Here is a 14,764-nt window from a genome sequence, read left to right on the forward strand (position 1 = left end):
GCCCGCGGGGGGCGCGTACGGCTGGCACGCTGTAAGGAGCAGACTAACGGTCCGTCACTGTCTCATCCGCGTTCCGCACAGGATCCGTACGGAGCTCCGGCGGCCACGGGCGACCCGGAACCGGAGTCGCCGGGGCGCGGCTCGGCGCTGTCCACAGGCTCGCACCCCCGCTCGGAGAGAAACGGGGCGCACTGATCGCACCCCTCGGCACAGCCTGCATACCCCCGCCCAGCAGGGATCAAAACTCCCAGCGCCCGGAAAACTGCGCAACGTGACGGAGCCGCTCGTCCGCGAAGCGGTCGCGGACGCCCGCGCCCGGCGCCGGCGCGGCACCGCGCGGGACGGGTCGCCGGCTGCCTCTGCGAGACTGGGACGGCAGCCGAACCCGCCGTCCCGGCCGCAGAGGAGCAAGTTCCGTGAGCAGCCAGAGCACCGACCGCGGCGACGCCTTCGTCAAGGCCGGAGCGATCGTCTTCGGGCTCGGCGCGCTCGCCACGCTCGTCACCTTCGTCCCGCTGTTCCTGCACCTGACGCCGCTGCCGACGGCCGCATACTGGCTGAGCATGCTGATGCCGCTGGGCTTCCTGCTCGCCCTCACCGGCCTGCTGCTCTCCGCCCGGGCCCAGCGCCGCCGCTCCCGGGCGAACGCCTAGGGTCCGCTGGAGGGCGCTAGACGGCCTTGCCGAGGTGCCCGGCCAGCCAGGCCGGGAAGGCGGTGAGGTCGGGCAGCACCACGTCCGCGCCCGCCGCCCGCAGGTCCTCGGCGCCGTACGGGCCGGTGGCCACCGCCACCGCGACGGCGCCCGCGTGCCGGGCGCCCCGGATGTCGCCGAGGTGGTCGCCGACGTAGACGGTGGCGCCGTGCTCGCGCAGCGCGTCGCCCTTGGTCTCCGCCCACAGGTCGCCGGCCAGCGCGTCCGCCCGCAGGCCGGCGTGCTCCAGATGGAGCCGGGCGTTCGGCTCGTACTTGCCGGTGATCACCGCGACCCGGCCGCCGTGCGCCCGGACCGCGTCCAGGGCGGCGTGCGCGCCGGGCAGGGCGACGGTCGGCGCGAAGGCGTGGTCCCGGTACAGCGTGCGGTAGCGGTCCACGACCGCCTCCAGCCGCTCCGCCGGGAACCAGTTGCGCAGCTCGTCGACGAGCGGCGGTCCGAGCCGGGTGACCACCAGGTCGGCGTCGATGGCGGTACCGGTCTCGGCCGACAGCGCCAGATAGGTGGCGCGGATGCCGGGCCGGGTGTCCAGCAGCGTCATGTCGAGGTCGAAGCCGACGGTGAGCGGGGCGTCCGAGGTGGCGGGCATGCCGCCAGGCTATCCAACCGGGCCCGGGCCGCCCGGCCGCCCGAGTCGCGCGACCTGCCCGAAGGAACGATTTGCCCAGGCTTCCGGGTGGAACTTAGGTTTGCCTGAGCTATCTGCGAGAGAGAGCCATGACCGACACCACCGCGCCCGGCAGAGCCCGCCTGCTGCGCCGCCGCATCCTGTGGCTCGCCGCCGCGCTGGCCGTGCTGGCCGCCGCGGTGCTGCTGAGCCTGGCGGTCGGCAGCCGGAACATCCCCTTCGGCGACACCGTCGACGCCCTGCTGCACGGCGGGGACACCACCAACGCCGTCGTGATCCGCGAGCTGCGGGTGCCACGCACGGTGGTCGGCCTCGCGGTCGGCGCGGCGCTCGGCCTGGCCGGCACCGTCATGCAGGGCATCACCCGCAACCCGATCGCCGACCCCGGCATCCTCGGCGTCAGCCAGGGCGCGGCGGCCGGCGTGGTGCTGGCGATCTCCGCGTTCGGGATCACCACGCTCACCGGGTACGTCTGGTTCGGCTTCGCCGGCGCGGTGATCGCCACCGTGGTGGTGTACGGGCTGGCCGGGCGCGGCCGGGGCGGGGCCACGCCGATCAAGCTGGCGCTGGCCGGCTCGGCGATGTCCGCGTTCATCGCCTCGCTCAACACCCTGGTGCTCACCACCGACGCCGCCGCGATGGACCAGTTCCGGTTCTGGCACGTCGGCTCGCTCTCCGGCCGCACCGCGGACGTCGCCTGGCAGCTGCTGCCGTTCCTGGCCGTCGGCACGGTGCTGGTGTTCGCGGTGGCGCGCGGGCTGGACGCGCTGGCGCTCGGCGACGACACCGCCAAGGGACTCGGCGCGAAGACCGGCCTGGTCCGGGCGGTCGGCGCGCTCGGCGCCACCGTGCTGACCGGCTCGGCGGTCGCGGCGGCCGGACCGGTCGCCTTCGTCGGCCTGGCCGTGCCGCACGCCGCCCGCGCGGTGGCCGGCGCCGACCACCGCTGGGTGCTCGCGCTCTCCGCCGTGCTCGGCCCGGCGCTGCTGCTGCTCGCCGACACCCTGGGCCGGGTGCTGTTCCCGCCCTCCGAGGTACCGGCCGGTGTGATGACCGCACTGGTCGGTGTGCCGGTGCTGGTCGCGCTGGTCCGGCGCCGGAAGGTGGTGGCGGCATGACCGCCTCGACGGTGCCGCTGCGCGGCTACACCGTGGTGCGCGCCCGGGGCGCCTCCTTCCTGCTGCACCGGCGCTCGGCCTGGGCGGCGCTCGGCCTGCTGGTGGCGCTGGCCGCCGTGGTCGTCGCCTCGCTCTGCCTGGGCGAGTCCACCGTGGCGCCCGGCGAGGTGCTGAAGGTGGTGTTCGGGCAGCCGAGCCCGCACGAGCTGGTGGTCGGCGAGTTCCGGCTGCCCCGGGTGGTGGTCGGCCTGCTGGTGGGCACCGCGCTCGGGCTGGCCGGGGCGCTGATCCAGACCGTCGCCCGCAATCCGCTGGCCAGCCCCGACGTGGTCGGCGTCTCCTGGGGCGCCACCGCCACCGTGGTCGGGCTGCTGGCGTACGGCGTGGTCGACTCCACCGGCCAGGTGCCGTACGCGGCCGTCGCGGGAGGGCTGGTGGCCGGCCTGCTGGTGTACCTGCTGGCCTGGCGGCGCGGGCTGCACGCCCAGCGCTTCGTGCTGATCGGCATCGGCATCTCGGTCGCGCTCTCCTCGCTGACCTCGGTGTTCCTCACCAAGGGCGACGGCTTCCAGGCGCAGGCCGCCAAGGTGTGGATGACCGGCAGCCTGAACGGCGCCGGCTACGACCAGGCCGGCTGGCTCGCCTGGGTGCTGCTGGCCGCCCTGCCGGTGGCGCTGTGGGCGGCCCGGGCGCAGCGCTCGATCTCCTTCGACGACGCCACCGCCGTCGGCCTCGGGCTGCGGCTGAACCGGATCCGGCTCGGCATGGCGCTGCTCGGCGTCGTGCTCGCCTCCTGCGCGGCGGGCGCGGCCGGGCCGGTGGACTTCGTCGCGCTGATGGCCCCGCAGATCGCCCTGCGACTGGCCCGCTCGGCGCAGATCCCGCTGTTCTGCTCGGCGCTCACCGGCGCGCTGGTCGTCGTGCTGGCCGACCTGCTGGCCCGCCGGCTGCTGGCGCCCACCGAGCTGCCGGTCGGCGTGGTGACCGGGCTGGTCGGCGCGCCGTACCTGATGTGGCTGCTGATCCGCTCCCGCCGAGGAGGTTCCTGAGTCGTGGAGGTCCCGATGCCCGCCGACGCCGAGTCCGCCGCTGTCGTCGACACCGCGGAGCCGGTGTCCGCCCACCGTCTGGAGGCGCGGGAGCTGACCCTCGCCTACGAGGCGCGCACCGTCGCCGAGCGGCTCTCGCTGCGGATCCCGGACGGACAGGTCACCGTGATCGTCGGGCCGAACGCCTGCGGCAAGTCCACCCTGCTGCGCGCGCTCGGCCGGCTGCTGAAGCCGGTCCGCGGCGCGGTGCTGCTGGACGGCGAGGAGCTGGCGCGCGTCCCCACCAAGCGGATCGCCCAGCGGATCGGCCTGCTGCCGCAGTCGCCGTCCGCCCCCGAGGGCATCGCGGTGGCCGATCTGGTGTCGCGCGGCCGCCAGCCGCACCAGAGCTGGTGGCAGCAGTGGTCGGCGGAGGACGAGGCGGCGGTCGCGGAGGCGCTGGAGCGCACCTCGACGGCCGAGCTGGCCGAGCGCGGCGTGGACGAGCTGTCCGGCGGGCAGCGGCAGCGGGTGTGGATCGCCATGGCGCTCGCCCAGGGCACCGACATCCTGCTGCTCGACGAGCCGACCACCTTCCTGGACATCGCGCACCAGGTGGAGGTGCTGGACCTGGTGCGGCGGCTGAACGTGGAGCGCGGGCGGACGATCGTCGCGGTGCTGCACGACCTCAACCAGGCGGCCCGGTACGCGGACCACCTGGTGGCGATGCGGGACGGGCGGATCGTCGCGCAGGGCCCGCCGGCCGAGGTGGTGACGGCGGAGCTGGTGCGCGAGGTGTTCGGGCTGGAGTCGGTGGTGGTGCCGGATCCGGTGACCGGGACGCCGCTGGTGGTGCCGGGCGCGCCGTGGGTGGCCAAGCCGGGCACATAGCAAAACTTTATGCACCAATTCGGACATAATCGACGGACGGCGTTCACTTTCCCCGCGCTCACCGTCCCCCGCCGTCCGAGGTGCCGATGTCCCCGCTCACCCGCCGCACCCTGCTGGCCTCGCTCGGCGGGCTCGGCGGCGCCGCGCTCACCGGCTGCACCACCCGCAGCCCCGCGCCCCCGCCGGCCGGCCTCGCGGCGGCCGCCGACACCCCCGCCCCCACCCCGCTGCCGCCGGTCACCGTGGCCACCGCCACCGGCCCGGTGACCGTGCCCGGCGCGCCGATGCGGGTGGTCGTCCTGGACACCGCCGAGCTGGACTCCGCGCTCACCCTCGGCATCACCCCGGTCGGCGCCGCCCGGTCCGCGGCGGACCGGGCGTTCCCGGACTACTGGCCCGCCTCCCGGCTGGACCGGATCGCCTACGTCGGCCCGGTCGGCGCCCCCGACCTCGCCGCGGTGCGCGCCCTGCGGCCCGACCTCATCCTGTCCAACCAGACCCGCGACGGCGGCCGCTACGACGAGCTGCGGGCGATCGCCCCGACCGTGCTCACCCAGACCACCGGCGCGCCCTGGAAGGCCAACGTGCAGGTCCACGCCCAGGCACTCAGCCGCCAGGACGCGGCGTCGGCGTTCGCGGGCTCGTACCAGCGGCACGTCAACCAGGTGGTGACGGCGCTGGCGAACGCCAGGGTGGGCGGGCGGAAGGTCGGCCTGCTCCGCTTCGTGGAGGGCGGCGGCATCCGGCTGTACGGCCGGCAGAACTTCCCGGGCTCGGTGCTCACCGACGCCGGCCTCGGCCGGCCGGACGCCCAGAACACCGACCAGTCCGACCAGGAGCTCCCGCCCGACCAGCTCGCCAGGGCCGACGCCGACCTGCTCCTCTACGCGGGCTACGGCGACCCGGCCCGCAACGGCCTCACCGCCACCCTGGCGAGCCCCGCCTGGCGGTCCCTGGAGGCCGTCAAGGCGCACCGCGCCTTCCCCGTCGACGACCGGCTCTGGTTCCAGGGCATCGGCTACACCGGCGCCAACTACGTCCTGGAACAGCTCCAGCGCTTCCTCGGCGCCTGACCGGGGTCAGGTGGCGCGCGGGAGGTCCGTCGCCGCGATCAGGCGCTGGAGGTCGTGCGTCAGGGCGAGCCGGTAGCGGCCGGTGGCGGCGAGGGCGTCGTAGACGCGCCGCGCCGTGGCCTCCTGGCGGACCAGGTCGCCGTCGGAGTCCTTCACGTCGAGGTAGGCGTCATAGCGCTCGAAGGGGATGCCGGCGTCCTCCTCGAACGCGTGGGAGAACGACAGCCAGAACGCCGTCCCGCCGACCTTCACGCCCCAGTCGCTGTGGTCGGCCTCGACCGGGAGCAGGGCCGCGCCGCAGGCGGCCCCGACGTCCGCCAGCAGCCGCTCGTGCGGGACGCCGTCGGCGCACTCGACGAAGACCTCGTGGTACGAGCCCATGACGGTGTCAGTCCTCCTCGTCGGCGACCGCGTTGAGGGAGGTGACGAGGGAGGAGAGCTGGGAGTTCCAGCTCTGGTAGGTCGGGCCGTCGATGGCGTGCTTCTTGGCGAGGTCGCGGACGGTCCGCTGGGCGCTCTTCAGCTTGGCGGCGGCGTCGTCGGGGCGGCCCTCGTTGAGGCGGGCGGTGGCCTCGTCGAGGGTGCGCAGCAGCTCGACCTGGCGGGCGCGCTCCTTCTCCACCGGGGTCTGCGCGATGTTCCCCCGCAGGGCGTTGATCTTCACCAGCGGGGCCGGGTCGTGCGGGGCCGGGGTGGTGGCGGGGGCGGTCGGGGTCGGCTTCGCGGACGGGGTGGTCGCGGTCGGGGTGGGCGTCGGCGTCGGCGTCGGGGTGGCCGACGGGGTGGCGGGCGCGGTCGTGGTGGGGCGGGTGGACGGCGCGGCGGCGACGGGGGTGGCCGGGTCCTCGAAGGCGGTGAGCGCGAGCACCGCGGCGCCGGCGACGCCGGCCAGCCCGAGGGCGCCGAAGACGATCGGCTTGCGACGGCTCTCCCGTTCCGGTTCCGGCAGCGGCGGCGGGCCTGCCGGGATCGGCGCCATCACCGAGGTGGCCGCCGGGGGCATGGGCGGCGCCGGCTGGGGCGGCAGCAGGGCGGTGTGCTGCTGGTCCGGCAGCGGGGCGGTGGGGAAGGCGGGCGGCAGCGGGGCGGCGGCGAGCAGTTCGGCGGTCGGATCGGCGGGCACCAGGCCCGGGACGCAGGCCAGCAGTTCGGCCCGCGCCGCGGCCGCGTCCGCCGGACGGGCGGCCGGGTGCTTGGCGAGCAGCCGCAGCACCGCCGCGTCCAGCGCGGGCGGCAGGCCGGGCCGCCGGGCGGAGGGCGGCAGCGGCTGCTCGCCGACGTGCTTGTAGGCGATCGCCACCGGTGTCTCGGCGGTGAACGGCGGCGCGCCGGTGAGCATCTCGGTCAGCACGCAGCCGACCGCGTAGAGGTCGGTGCGGCCGTCCAGCGGGCTCGCGGTGGCCTGCTCGGGCGACAGGTAGGCGGCGGTGCCGAGCACCGAGGCGGTCTGGGTGAGGTTGTGCGAGGAGCCCGCCCGGGCGATGCCGAAGTCGACGACCTTCACCCCGCCGTCGTCGGTGATCATGATGTTGCCGGGCTTGATGTCCCGGTGCACCAGGCCCGCCGCGTGCGCGTGGGCCAGCCCCTCGCAGACCGCGGCCGCGATCCCGACCGCCTGCTCGACCGGCAGCCCCGGCCGCTGGGCCAGCAGCGCGGCCAGCGAACGGCCCTGCACCAGCTCCATCACGATGTACGGCGAGCCCTGGTCGACCCCGGAGTCGAAGACCATCACGATCCGCGGGTGGACCAGCATCGCGGCGTGCTGCGCCTCACGGCCGAACCGCTCGGCGAACCTCGGGTCGTCGGCGAGGCCCCCGTTGAGGACCTTGACGGCCACCTGGCGGCCCAGCACGTGGTCCACCCCGCGCCAGACCGTGGCCATGCCGCCGACGCCGAGTATCTCGACGAGTTCGTAGCGCCCGTTCAGCGCGCGTCCGATCACCTGGAACCGCTCCCCTCAGAAGCCCTGCCCGGGGTCCCGGACCGCCTCGTGCACCTGTGCACGATAGCCCCCGGCGACGACCGTTCCCCGGGCGGCGGCGGCCCGCCCTGAGGGGCGGGCCGCCGGCCGGAAGGGTGTGGCGGCCGGGGAACCGGGCAGCGGATCCCCGACCGCCGGCTCGTGGTCGTACGGGACGACGGTCACGATCGGTCCGGGTCGGACTGGTCGAGCGGGTGCCGGCCCGCCCTGACTGCGGGCGGGCGGGCCGGCGGGGTCCGGTCCGGACGGACCGGCGGGCGCGTTCCGGGGTGCGCCCGCCGGTCCGTCCGGGGCCGGCCGGGTGGACGGCTGGCACGGGGGAGCCGGCCGGCCACTCGGGGTCCTCGGGTGGAGCGGGGTACTGCGGCTACTGCGGTGGTGCGGGTGGAACAGTCCGGATGGGCGACGGGCCCGGGGGGAGTCGCTCGCCGCCCATCCGGAGATCGTGGGTCACCTCGGACCGCCCGAGGTGTCGTCGGGCCGGTCGGTCCTCGGCTGGCCGGACGCGGCCGGCGGGGGCGGTGCGGTGGCGGGCTTCGACGCCCGGCCCGTGCCGCCGTTGCCGGAGCTGTTGGCGCCCTGGCCATTGGTCCCCTGACCGTTGGTCCCCTGGCCGTTGCCGCCGGAGTTCCCGGCGCCCTGGCCGTTGTTGGTCCCCTGGCCGTTGTTGGCGCCCGGGCCGTTGCCGCCGGCGCCGTTGCCGGGGCTCGCGGCACCGGGGCGGGACGGCGTCGGACCGCCCTGGTGGTCGTCCTCGCCCGCGGCGCGCAGCAGCCGGGCGCAGTAGTCCTGCACCTTGTCCGGTCCGCCGGCCGCGGCGACCAGCCCGCCGAACTGGGGGTCGCCGACCAGCGTGCGGGGGCGCTCGCCCTTGCCCGCCCGGTCGGAGAACGCCTTGCAGAGCGCCGCGTGGGCCGTCGGGTTCGACGGACCGCGCCCGTCCCCCGGCGTGGCGGCGGGCGGCTGCGACGCCGTCGGCCGGTCGGCCGGGGCGGACGGATCGGGGGCGGCCGGGGCGCTCGACGGACCGCCGGACGGAGCGGTGGTGGACGGAGCGGTGGTGGACGGCGCCACCGCCTTCCCGCCGGCCGTCGGGGAAGCGGAGCGGGTCTCCGTGACAGCCGACGCGGCGGACGTCACCGGGGCGGCCGGGTGCCGCTGCGGCTCGCTCGAACCGCCGCCCAGCCCGGTCAGACCGCTGGTGCCGGCGACCGCGACCCCGCCGAGCGCGGTGGCGCCGAGCACGACGACCGCGGCCTTCGTGCTGAAGGCCCTCGTCAGCGCGGCGGTTGCCATCGAACGTCTCCGGACGGGTGCGGGTGCGGCGGGTACTGCGGGGACGGGCGCGAGACGGGCCTCCCGGAACGCGGCCAGGGCCGCCTCCTCCCCGGCCAGTTCGCCCCCCGTCGCCGGCGCCGCGGCGGCGGCGAGCACCCGGGCGATCCGCTCGTCCGGCCGGTCGCCGGACGGGAGGGGTCCCGTGTGCCCGGTGCTGCCGTCCGGGCCGGTGAGCGAGGCGTCCCGCCCGGCCGGCGGGCCGCCCACGGCACCGGCGAGCAGCTGCTCGGCGGTGTCACGGTCGATCCGACGGGATCGGTTGGTGCTCATCTCATGTCCTTCAGCGTCGCGGCCCGGCGTTCTGTCACACCCTGCGCAGAATTTTTTTTCGCGGCCCGTCCGAGCCCCTTCCGGACCGCCCCGCCGCCGGTCGGCCCCCCGGCCTGACCGCCGACCGGGCCCCCGGTCTCACCGCCGGCCCGCGCGGCCGGGATCCCGGGGCCGCCGTTGCCGGTCCCCGCGCTCGCCGGGAAGGACTGCTCCAGCAGCTTGGCGAGTCGTTTCAGTCCGCGGTGCGCGGCCATCCGGACGCTGCCGGAGCGCTTGCCGAGCACCTGGGCGGCGCTCTCCGCGTCCAGCTCCATCACCACCCGCAGCAGCACCGCCTCGGCCTGGTCCCGGGGCAGCCGGGAGATCAGCGCCAGCGCGTCCGAGGTGCCGACGGAGGTGAGCGCCGCGCCCGCGGTGTCGTCCCCGCCGGCCAGCTCGGCCAGGTACTCGAAGGGCAGGTCGGTGACCGGCCGGCGGCGGCGGGCCCGCAGGTGGTCCAGCGCCCGGTTGCGCGCGACGGTCGCCGCCCAGCCCCGGAAGCCGTCGCCGTCGCCGGTGAAGGAGCCCAGGTCGCGGGCGATCTGCAACCAGGCCTCGGAGGCGATGTCCTCGGCGTCCTGGGCGTCCTCGGGCCGGCCCCCGACCAGCACCCGCAGATAGCGGAGCAGACCCGGCTGGACGCTGCGGAACAGCAGCCGGAAGGCCTCCTCGTCCCCGCCCTGCGCAGCCCGGACGGCCTCGGTCAGATCGGCGGGGGCGGCGGCCGCACCGCCCGGGGCGGGGCCCGGCGGCCGGCCGGACGTCGGGACCGGTCCGGACCGGCCGACGGCGCTGTCGGTGCCCGCTCCGGGGCGTTCTGCACTCTGCACCCGCCACATCATCCGCCATCCGGGCGAACGCCCCGCCCCGGCGGGCCCGGACCGCTTTCCCCCGCCCGCGCGGCCGCCCGGCCGACGGCGCCCAGGATGCGGCACCGCAACCAGAAAGCCTTCAGGTCGAAGGTCCTGAGACCTCCTGACCTTCGCATGCTGCACCAAAACGGGCATATCGCCTACGTTGTAGGTGACGATTCATTCCGGCCGCCGCCTCTGCGCCCCTCCCCCTCCGCTGCGCGCCGCCGGCACCGCCGGATGCTCCCCCCACCCCCAGGAACGCCATGACCCCCGCCGCCCACGAGCTCTTCGAGCGCGGCCTGCGCGACCACCTCGCGCCCGCCCTCCGCCTGCTGGGCCTCACCGGCTGGCGGCGGACCTTCAGCCTCCCCGACCCGACCCACTGGGCGCTGCTCGGCCTGGTCGAGCAGCGCGCCGGCGGCCGGCTCCGCTACACCTTCGACCTGAGCCTGGTCCGCCGCGCCGACTGGGCCGCCGCGGCCTTCCCCGGCCCGCGCCCTGACCCGCGCGCCGTCTACGGCGTCGAGTCCTGGCGGGCCCGGATCGGCGAGCTGCTGCCGGTCGGCGAGGACGTCTGGTGGGAGGTGCTGCCCGGCCCGCGCTGGCGGGTCGCCCTGGACGACTCGGTGGCCGCCGTGCGCCACTACGGGCTGCCCGAGCTGCGCCGCCGGGCCGACCGCGAGCGCGGCACCGCGACCGGCGAGACCTACCTCTCCGCCGCCGAGCTGGAACAGGTGAACGCCGCCCTGCTGGCCGTCCCGGTGGCCCGCGTCCAGCGCGCCGAGCTGGTCGACGGGGCGCTCGTCCTCACCGGTGCCTGGACGCGGGCGGACGCCGCCGCCCGCACCGTGCTGCGCGGCGTCGCCCACGGCTTCCTCGCGGCCGAGGACGAGCTCTTCGCCGTCGTGCGCTGCGTGGACACCCTCGACCGGCCGCTCTGGGACTTCGGCCACCCCTGACGCCCCGTGACCCCTCCCCGGCCCGACGGCACCGTCACGGTGCGCGCCGTGACACCTGTCATACGGATCCCGCAACGGACGGCACTGCAGGGCGGGCGGCCCCGCTCGGAAAACTGGAGGCACGACGGAGCGGGCAGCGGCCCGCCGACCGAGCAGCCAGTCCGGGGAGGACCCACCGTGAGCCAGATCGCCGCCACCACCGCCGCCACTGCCACCGCCGCCAAGGCCCCGAACCCGCTCGCCAAGGCCCTGCGCCCGCTGGCCGTCGACATCGCCGGCCCGCTCGCCGGCTTCTACCTCCTCCACGCCGGCCTCGGCCTGAGCGAGTTCGCCGCCCTCGCCTGGAGCAGCCTCCTGCCGGTCGCCCGCACCGTTCTCGGCCTGGTCGGGGAGCGCACGCCGAACCGCTTCGCCGCCCTGATGCTCGGCGTGAACCTGGTCGGCCTGGCGCTCACCACCGTCAGCGGCGACGCCCGGCTGATGCTCGCCAAGGAGGCCGTGCTGAGCGGCTTCATGGCACTGGCGGTCCTGGGCTCGGCGCTGACCGCCCGTCCGCTGATGTCCGCCGCGCTGCGCCCCTTCCTCACCAAGGGCGACGCCGCCCGCGACGCCGCCTGGGACCGGCTCGCGGCGGACTCGCGCCCGTTCCGCCGCCACGAGCGCCTGTTCTCCATCATCTGGGGCACCGCGCTGCTCGCCGAGTGCGTCGCCCGGGTGGCCGGCGCCTTCACCCTGCCGGTGGCCACCATGGCGTGGCTCTCCACCGTCCTGCTGATCACCGCGATCGCCGCCGGCGCGGTGCTCGGCCAGGCCGCCGCGCAGCCGATGGAGAAGCTGGTGCGCGCCGAGGCCGCCGCCTGACCGCCCATCGAGGCCCTACCCCACCGATCATCCGAAGATCCCAGGAACCATCCCGCTCCACCGGAAGTCCACATATAACGAGGGGGTAACGGGACCCCCTCGTCGAGGAGACGGGGAACCGATGAGCCGGGCCGACGCGCAACCCACCACCACCGAGGACCGCACCCTGGTCTGGGACGGCTGCCTCAACGTCCGCGACCTGGGCGGACTGCGCACCACCACCGGCGCCCGCACCACCCGCGGCGCGATCGTCCGCGCCGACAACCTGGACCGCCTCACCGCCGAGGGCTGGGACGCCCTCCTCGACCACGGCGTGCGCACCGTCGTCGACCTGCGCGACATCGAGGAGTACAAGCCGCTCCTCCCGCTCCCCGAGGACGTCGAGCTGATCCGCGTCCCGCTGGACGCGCTCGCCGGCCCCGCCTGGTGGCAGAGCTACGGCCACCTCGACGGCACCCCGCTCGCCCTGCGCCCCTACCTCGACCACTGCCCGCACGCCGCCGCCGAGCTGATCACCACGATCGCCGGCGCCCGCCCCGGCGGCCTGGTCGTCCACTGCGGCGCCGGCCGCGACCGCACCGGCCTCGCCGCCCTCCTGCTGCTCGCCCTCGCCGACGTCGAGCCCGCCGAGATCGTCGCCGACTACCTCCGGAGCGCCCCCAACGTCCGCCCGCTCTACGGCATGCTCGGCCTGCCCGACCCGTACCGCCGCATCGACACCGTCCTCGCCGAGGCCGGCACCACCGCCGAAGCCGCCCTCACCGCCACCCTCGCCGGCTTCGACCCCACCCGCTACCTCCTCGCCGCCGGCGTCGCCCCCGGCGACCTCGCCGCCGTCCGCGCCCGGCTGCTGGCCTCCTGACGGGACGCCCCGGAGTGGCCGGAGTGGGAAGTCCGCCGATCCGGCTTCCCAGTCCGGCTTCCCGCTCCGGCGCCCGACCCGCGCTCTGGCAGACTCCGGGCGTGATCCTTCGTACCGCCACCCGCCGGGACCTGCCGGCGATCATCGCGCTGCTCACCGACGAGGACGGGGTCACCGATCCCGCCTCCGTCGAGGTGGGCGAGGCGTACGCCCGGGCCTTCGCCGACACCGACGCCGATCCGCGCAACGAGATGCTGGTGCTCGACGCCGGGGACGGGACGGTGGTCGGCTACCTCCAGGCGACGTACATCCCGGGGCTCGGACGGGGCGGGGCGGAGCGGGCGCTGATCGAAGGGGTCAGGATCCGGGCGGACCGCCGGGGCGCCGGGCTGGGACGGGAGTTGATGGCCCGGGTGATCGAGCGGGCCCGGGCGCGGGGCTGCGCGCTGGTCCAGCTGACCAGCGACAAGCGGCGGGCCGGGGCGCACCGGTTCTACGACTCGCTCGGCTTCGACCGCAGCCACGACGGGTTCAAACTGACGCTCCGATAATCGTTCGCGGCCGGCCGGGGCGGCGCTCAATACTGCCGGGCATGGTGGACTTCTCCGATTTCGACACCCGCAACTACCCCACCGTGGACGTCCGGACCGGCTACGCCGGCTGGGTGGACACCTATGAGCAGACCGTCGAGGACACGATGGACCTCGCCGTGCTCGAACAACTCGCCACCCCGCCGTGGTCCGAGGTCCGCCGGGCGGCCGACCTCGGGTGCGGCACCGGGCGGACCGGCGCCTGGCTGCGCGCCCGGGCCGCCGAGGGGCTGGTGCTGGACGGGGTGGACCTCACCCCCGAGATGCTGGCGCGGGCCGAACGGCGCGGCGCCCACGACAGCCTGAGGGAAGGCGACGTCGCCGCCACGGGGCTTGCGGCCGGGCGGTACGACCTGGTGATCTCCTCGCTGATCGACGAGCACCTGGCCGACCTCGGCCCGTACTACCGCGAGGCCTTCCGGCTGGCCCGCCCCGGCGGGCGCTGCGTCCTGGTCGGGCTGCACCCGTACTTCATCATGGCCGCCGGCATGCCGACCCACTTCACCGGTGCGGACGGCTCCGACCTCGCCATCACCACCCACGTCCACCTGGTCTCCGACCACCTCACGGCCGGCCTGGCGGCGGGCTGGACGCTGGTCGAGATGCGGGAGGCGGTGGTGGACGAGGCATGGATCGCGCTCAAGCCGAAGTGGGAGAAGTACCGCAGCCACCCGGTCTCGGCGGCGTACGTGTGGGAGAAGCGGTAGGAGCCCGGCGCACCTAGCGTCAACCGATGGTTGACGATCCCGGGTCGACAACCTACGGTTGACGCTATGGAGAATCCGATCGTTCCCAAGACCACTCCGCTGCGCCTCGACGATCTGATCGACGCGATCAAGAAGCTCCACACCGACGCGCTCGACCAGCTCTCCGACGCCGTCATCGCGGCCGACCACCTCGGTGAACTCGCCGACCACCTCATCGGCCACTTCGTCGACCAGGCCCGCCGCTCCGGTGCCTCCTGGACCGACATCGGCCGCAGCATGGGCGTCAGCAAGCAGGCCGCCCAGAAGCGCTTCGTCCCCAAGGACCCGGCCACCCCCAACGACCTCGACCCCAGCCAGGGCTTCGGCCGGTTCACCGACCGGGCCCGGCACGTGGTGATGGCCTCGCAGGAGGAGGCCCGGCAGGCCGGCAACGCCGAGATCGGCGCCGAGCACCTGCTGCTCGGCCTGCTCGTCGAGCCGGACGGCCTCGCCGTGCGGGCGCTCGCCGCCCAGGGCATCGCCCCGGACGCGCTCCGTGCGGCGGCCGCCGGCGCGCTGCCCGCCCCCGACGCCGAGGTGCCGGCGCTGATCCCCTACGACGCCCGGGGCAAGAAGGCGCTGGAGCTGACCTTCCGGGAGGCGCTGAAGCTCGGCCACAACTACGTGGGCACCGAGCACATCCTGCTCGCCCTGCTGGAGTTGGAGAACGGCGCCGGGGTGCTGAACGGCCTCGGCGTGGAGAAGGCGGAGATCGAGCGGTTCATCAGCGAGATCCTCGCCGCGTTCGCCGCGTCGGGCACCGGGAACCAGCAGGACTGACCGGACCGTTCCGGGGCCGCGCGGGACGGGCCC

The 14,764-nt window shown here is 75.7% G+C and carries 16 protein-coding genes; 11 read left to right on the forward strand and 5 right to left on the reverse strand.

The genetic code is table 11. The features are described from left to right. Positions 1-416: 416 nt before the first annotated feature. Complete coding sequence (locus tag ABTX81_RS03965) at positions 417-653, forward strand: hypothetical protein (protein ID WP_350541365.1); 237 nt, start codon at positions 417-419, stop codon at positions 651-653. Between the two features lie 16 nt (positions 654-669). Here the strand turns inward: ABTX81_RS03965 and ABTX81_RS03970 are convergent, their stop codons facing one another. After that, positions 670-1,302 (reverse strand): HAD family hydrolase, encoded by a 633-nt coding sequence (locus ABTX81_RS03970; RefSeq protein WP_350541366.1) that lies wholly within the window; start codon positions 1,300-1,302, stop codon positions 670-672. A 128-nt stretch (positions 1,303-1,430) separates the two neighbouring features. Between ABTX81_RS03970 and ABTX81_RS03975 the strand changes: the two genes are divergently transcribed. The 4 genes from ABTX81_RS03975 (at position 1,431) to ABTX81_RS03990 (ending at position 5,451) form a co-directional block, all read left to right on the forward strand. After that, positions 1,431-2,459 (forward strand): FecCD family ABC transporter permease, encoded by a 1,029-nt coding sequence (locus ABTX81_RS03975; RefSeq protein ID WP_350541367.1) that lies wholly within the window; start codon positions 1,431-1,433, stop codon positions 2,457-2,459. Further along, entirely contained in the window at positions 2,456-3,508 is a 1,053-nt protein-coding gene (locus ABTX81_RS03980) for a FecCD family ABC transporter permease (RefSeq protein WP_350541368.1), read from the forward strand. The genes ABTX81_RS03975 and ABTX81_RS03980 overlap by 4 nt, the downstream gene beginning before the upstream one ends. 15 nt (positions 3,509-3,523) lie before the next feature. Then, entirely contained in the window at positions 3,524-4,378 is an 855-nt protein-coding gene (locus ABTX81_RS03985) for an ABC transporter ATP-binding protein (protein ID WP_350541663.1), read from the forward strand. An 86-nt stretch (positions 4,379-4,464) separates the two neighbouring features. Next, positions 4,465-5,451 (forward strand): ABC transporter substrate-binding protein, encoded by a 987-nt coding sequence (locus ABTX81_RS03990; protein ID WP_350541369.1) that lies wholly within the window; start codon positions 4,465-4,467, stop codon positions 5,449-5,451. Between the two features lie 6 nt (positions 5,452-5,457). On the opposite strand, the gene ABTX81_RS03995 is transcribed toward ABTX81_RS03990, so the two are convergent. From ABTX81_RS03995 to ABTX81_RS04010, 4 genes are all read right to left on the reverse strand, one after another. Further along, positions 5,458-5,832, reverse strand: a complete 375-nt coding sequence (locus ABTX81_RS03995; protein ID WP_350541370.1) for a hypothetical protein — start codon at positions 5,830-5,832, stop codon at positions 5,458-5,460. Between the two features lie 7 nt (positions 5,833-5,839). Further along, positions 5,840-7,393: a protein kinase domain-containing protein gene (locus ABTX81_RS04000; protein WP_350541371.1), complete on the reverse strand. Its 1,554-nt coding sequence runs from the start codon at positions 7,391-7,393 to the stop codon at positions 5,840-5,842. Between the two features lie 489 nt (positions 7,394-7,882). After that, positions 7,883-9,040 carry a hypothetical protein gene (locus ABTX81_RS04005; RefSeq protein WP_350541372.1) on the reverse strand — a complete coding sequence of 386 codons (1,158 nt, stop codon included), beginning with the start codon at positions 9,038-9,040 and terminating at the stop codon, positions 7,883-7,885. Beyond that, a complete protein-coding gene (locus ABTX81_RS04010; protein WP_350541664.1) occupies positions 9,037-9,918 on the reverse strand; it encodes an RNA polymerase sigma factor in 882 nt (293 codons plus the stop codon). The genes ABTX81_RS04005 and ABTX81_RS04010 overlap by 4 nt, the downstream gene beginning before the upstream one ends. Before the next feature lie 278 nt (positions 9,919-10,196). Between ABTX81_RS04010 and ABTX81_RS04015 the strand changes: the two genes are divergently transcribed. The 6 genes from ABTX81_RS04015 to ABTX81_RS04040 all read left to right on the forward strand — a co-directional run bounded on the left by ABTX81_RS04015 (position 10,197) and on the right by ABTX81_RS04040 (position 14,731). After that, entirely contained in the window at positions 10,197-10,892 is a 696-nt protein-coding gene (locus tag ABTX81_RS04015) for a hypothetical protein (RefSeq protein ID WP_350541373.1), read from the forward strand. Between the two features lie 177 nt (positions 10,893-11,069). Then, positions 11,070-11,753, forward strand: a complete 684-nt coding sequence (locus ABTX81_RS04020; protein ID WP_350541374.1) for a VC0807 family protein — start codon at positions 11,070-11,072, stop codon at positions 11,751-11,753. A gap of 121 nt (positions 11,754-11,874) precedes the next feature. Further along, the gene (locus tag ABTX81_RS04025; RefSeq protein ID WP_350541375.1) at positions 11,875-12,615 is read left to right on the forward strand and encodes a tyrosine-protein phosphatase; all 741 of its coding nucleotides are present in this window, start codon (positions 11,875-11,877) and stop codon (positions 12,613-12,615) included. 101 nt (positions 12,616-12,716) lie between these two features. After that, entirely contained in the window at positions 12,717-13,166 is a 450-nt protein-coding gene (locus ABTX81_RS04030; protein ID WP_350541376.1) for a GNAT family N-acetyltransferase, read from the forward strand. 41 nt (positions 13,167-13,207) lie between these two features. Beyond that, positions 13,208-13,912, forward strand: coding sequence for a class I SAM-dependent DNA methyltransferase (locus tag ABTX81_RS04035; RefSeq protein ID WP_350541377.1), 705 nt, complete (start codon positions 13,208-13,210; stop codon positions 13,910-13,912). A 66-nt stretch (positions 13,913-13,978) separates the two neighbouring features. Next, positions 13,979-14,731, forward strand: coding sequence for a Clp protease N-terminal domain-containing protein (locus ABTX81_RS04040; RefSeq protein WP_350541378.1), 753 nt, complete (start codon positions 13,979-13,981; stop codon positions 14,729-14,731). The last annotated feature ends 33 nt before the right edge of the window (positions 14,732-14,764 follow it).

The organism is Kitasatospora sp. NPDC097605 (assembly GCF_040302725.1).
Taxonomy (GTDB): domain Bacteria; phylum Actinomycetota; class Actinomycetes; order Streptomycetales; family Streptomycetaceae; genus Kitasatospora.

What these genes read in the sequence shown, in the direction of transcription:
- ABTX81_RS04005 (WP_350541372.1), bottom strand. Translation starts at nt 9,040, where the DNA reads ATGAGCACCAACCGATCCCGTCGGATCGACCGTGACACCGCCGAGCAG.
- ABTX81_RS03970 (WP_350541366.1), bottom strand. Translation starts at nt 1,302, where the DNA reads ATGCCCGCCACCTCGGACGCCCCGCTCACCGTCGGCTTCGACCTCGAC.
- ABTX81_RS04015 (WP_350541373.1), top strand. Translation starts at nt 10,197, where the DNA reads ATGACCCCCGCCGCCCACGAGCTCTTCGAGCGCGGCCTGCGCGACCAC.
- ABTX81_RS03990 (WP_350541369.1), top strand. Translation starts at nt 4,465, where the DNA reads ATGTCCCCGCTCACCCGCCGCACCCTGCTGGCCTCGCTCGGCGGGCTC.
- ABTX81_RS04025 (WP_350541375.1), top strand. Translation starts at nt 11,875, where the DNA reads ATGAGCCGGGCCGACGCGCAACCCACCACCACCGAGGACCGCACCCTG.
- ABTX81_RS04010 (WP_350541664.1), bottom strand. Translation starts at nt 9,918, where the DNA reads ATGTGGCGGGTGCAGAGTGCAGAACGCCCCGGAGCGGGCACCGACAGC.
- ABTX81_RS03995 (WP_350541370.1), bottom strand. Translation starts at nt 5,832, where the DNA reads ATGGGCTCGTACCACGAGGTCTTCGTCGAGTGCGCCGACGGCGTCCCG.
- ABTX81_RS03980 (WP_350541368.1), top strand. Translation starts at nt 2,456, where the DNA reads ATGACCGCCTCGACGGTGCCGCTGCGCGGCTACACCGTGGTGCGCGCC.
- ABTX81_RS03975 (WP_350541367.1), top strand. Translation starts at nt 1,431, where the DNA reads ATGACCGACACCACCGCGCCCGGCAGAGCCCGCCTGCTGCGCCGCCGC.
- ABTX81_RS04035 (WP_350541377.1), top strand. Translation starts at nt 13,208, where the DNA reads ATGGTGGACTTCTCCGATTTCGACACCCGCAACTACCCCACCGTGGAC.
- ABTX81_RS04040 (WP_350541378.1), top strand. Translation starts at nt 13,979, where the DNA reads ATGGAGAATCCGATCGTTCCCAAGACCACTCCGCTGCGCCTCGACGAT.
- ABTX81_RS03985 (WP_350541663.1), top strand. Translation starts at nt 3,524, where the DNA reads ATGCCCGCCGACGCCGAGTCCGCCGCTGTCGTCGACACCGCGGAGCCG.